1 protein-coding gene and 1 pseudogene are annotated in these 2,613 nt (G+C 79.1%); one reads left to right on the top strand and one right to left on the bottom strand.

Going from position 1 to position 2,613, the window contains the following annotated elements:
• A pseudogene (locus tag ACFXA3_RS40615) lies at window positions 1–1,043 on the top strand (hypothetical protein); the annotation flags it as partial.
• Here the strand turns inward: ACFXA3_RS40615 and ACFXA3_RS40610 are convergent.
• A partial coding sequence (locus ACFXA3_RS40610; RefSeq protein WP_385196178.1) for an AMP-binding protein occupies window positions 992–2,613 on the bottom strand: 1,622 nt, incomplete at its 5' end. The pseudogene ACFXA3_RS40615 and the gene ACFXA3_RS40610 sit on opposite strands and share 52 nt — an antisense overlap.

Below are 2,613 nucleotides of genomic sequence, written 5' to 3'. Positions count from 1 at the left end.
GGGGCGGGCGGCCCCGCGGGCGGGGGGGGCGGACGGCGGCGGTCGCCCGGCTGGCCGGGCGGCCGTGGCGGCCGGGCGAACTGCGGTACGAGTCGAAGTCCGCGGCGCACGCCCTGTTCGGGCGGATCCTGGCGGGCGGCGGACATCCCCGGATCGTGCTCCCCGCCCAGTGGCCGGCCCCCACCCGGCGGGCGGCGGCCAGGCTGCTGGCCGCCCGGGCCGAGGCGGGCGGGAGCACCGTGGTGAAATCGGAGCACGGTGTCGGCGGCTCCGGGACGACCGTGGTGACACCGGGCCGGCTCCGCGCCGCGGGCGGTGCCCGGGCGGTGCTGCGGGGACTGCCGCGCGGGCCCCTGCTCGTGGAGGAGTACGTGTCCGGCCCGGGCGGCCCGGGCGGCGACGCACCGCGCGATCTGACGTACGACGGGTTCGTGGACGGGTCGGGCCGGGTGCAGGAGGTGGGCGGCGCGGTGATGGACGTGGTGGGAGCCCGGTACCGCGGCGCGACGGTGGGCCCCGGCGTGGTGCCCCCGTGGGCGCAGGAGCCGCTGCTCGCGTTCGGCGAGGCGGTGGGCCGGGAGCTGGCGGCCGGCGGCTACCGGGGCTGGTTCGACGTGGACTTCGTCGCCGACGGGGCGGGGCGGCTGGCGCCGACCGAGACGAACCTGCGGCTCACCGGCCCGTCGGTCGCCTTCATGGTGGCGGCCCGGCTCGACGCGCTGCGGGGCGCGGGGCACCTCGTCCGGATCGCGGACCGGGTGGAGCTGGGAGCCAGACTGCCCGGGGCCGCACTCGACGGGCTGTGCGAGACGCTGGCCCGGGGCTGCGCGGAGCTCGGGGCGGTGTTCCTGCCCGCGATCCCGACGGGCGCCTTCGACCCGGCGCCGTGGCTGGGCGTGCTGGTGGCCGCGCGCAGCGGGGAGGTGCTGGACGCGGCCGAGGCGCTGGTCCGGGCGGAGGCGCTCGCGGTGGGGGCCGCGTTCACGGAGGATCAGCCGCCGTCGTCGGCGTCGAAGGGCGACGGCGGCTTCCGGGTGACGTAGACCGCGACGACGGCGGCCGCGATCATCAGCGGAATGTTGAAGGCGTAGACGAGGGCGGCCTGGAGCGGCCAGTCCCGCTTGGCCGCGAGCCGGTAGAGGTTGTCCTGCGGGAACCAGGCGGCCAGCAGGTAGACCACCGCCAGGTGCGCGGCCGTGGTGAGGCCACCGCCGCCGCTGCCCCGGCCGCGGCCGTGTGCCGTCATCCGCTGCCTGCCGCGGAAGAGGAACAGCAGCCCGGCGGCGAAGGCGGCCCCCTCGAACAGGTAGAGCACGAAGAAGAGGAACGCCCACGGATGGGGCACGCCGCTCAGGTCGGTCGCGTCCGGCCAGAGGATCCGCGAGACGAGGAGGAAGAAGAATCCGGTGACGGCCACGAACACGGCGCCGAAGCCGATCAGGGTGGCCGGCCCGGCGGGAGCGCCGCCGGAGGCGGCCGCGTACTTCCCGGCGCCCGCCCGGCCCGGCTCCGCCGTGAGCACGGGCTGCGCCAGCGCGCCCCGGTCCTCCTGGCCCGCACGGTTGCGGGGCAGGGCGCGCAGCCGGACCACGCCCTGCGGGGTCTGCGCCCGCAGCACCTTCCCCGCGAGGTGGTCGTGGAGCCCCTCGCCGTCCGGCAGCTCGGCCGCCGGGGGCCGGGCCTGCGCATCGGCGGGCGGGGCCAGATGGGCGATCAGCCGGCGCGCACCACTGCTGCCGTCCGGGACTTCGGCCACGAGGGCGGCGCCGACGTCCGGGTGGCTGCGGAGGGCGGCTTCGACGGCGTGCGGGTCGAACGCGCCGCCCTCCACGCTGATCCGGTCCCGGATCCGGCCCCGGAACTCCAGCAGTCCGTCCGGGCGGAGCTCGGCCAGATCGCCGGTGGGGATCGCGTCGCCGCCGTCGGGCGGGGTGAGCCGGACCTGCCCGCCGTCCAGCTCCACGCGGCAGCCGGGGAACGGGGCGCCGATCAGGGACAGCTGCTCGGGGTCGTCCAACGGGCGGGGCAGCTGGGGCAGTTCGAACCAGGCTCCGGTGCCCGCGGCCTCGGTGGTCCCGTACACGTTGAGCAGCCGGGCGCCGGCACGGAGCCGGCCCTGCAGGGCGTCCTGCTCGTCGAGGAAGAGGCGGTCCCCGGTGACCGTGACCAGGCGCAGCGTGCGCAGGGCCGGATCGGGGCCCCGGCGGCCGCGCCCGGCGGCGGATCCGGGGCGCACCGCGTCGCGTATGAGCAGCCGGGTCGCACCGGCCGGGTCGGTGTGGAGCACGCTGACCTGCTCGGTCCCGACGGCCCGGCGGATCCCCTCGGGCGTCCAGGGGCCGCGCGGGGGCAGGACGAGGGCGCCGCCCGAGCACAGGGCCCGGGTCCAGCCGGCGGCGAACGCGGTGATGTCCGGCCCGGAGGTGATCAGGTGCCGGTCCCCGGGAAGGGGCCGGATGACCTCGGCCCACGCCGCGTGGGGGGGGTGCCTCGGGTCGGGGCCGCGGGGGCGCGGGCGCGGGGGGGCCGGCGGGCCCCCGCGGCCGCCGCCCCCCCCGCGGGGCCGGGCCCGCCCTGCCCCCCCGGCCGGTCGGCGCCCCGGGCCGCGCGGGC

The organism is Streptomyces sp. NPDC059456 (assembly GCF_042750055.1).
Classification (GTDB): domain Bacteria; phylum Actinomycetota; class Actinomycetes; order Streptomycetales; family Streptomycetaceae; genus Streptomyces.
Note: the sequence above shows the minus strand (reverse complement) of the source record. Positions and strands in the feature narration are given on the sequence as shown.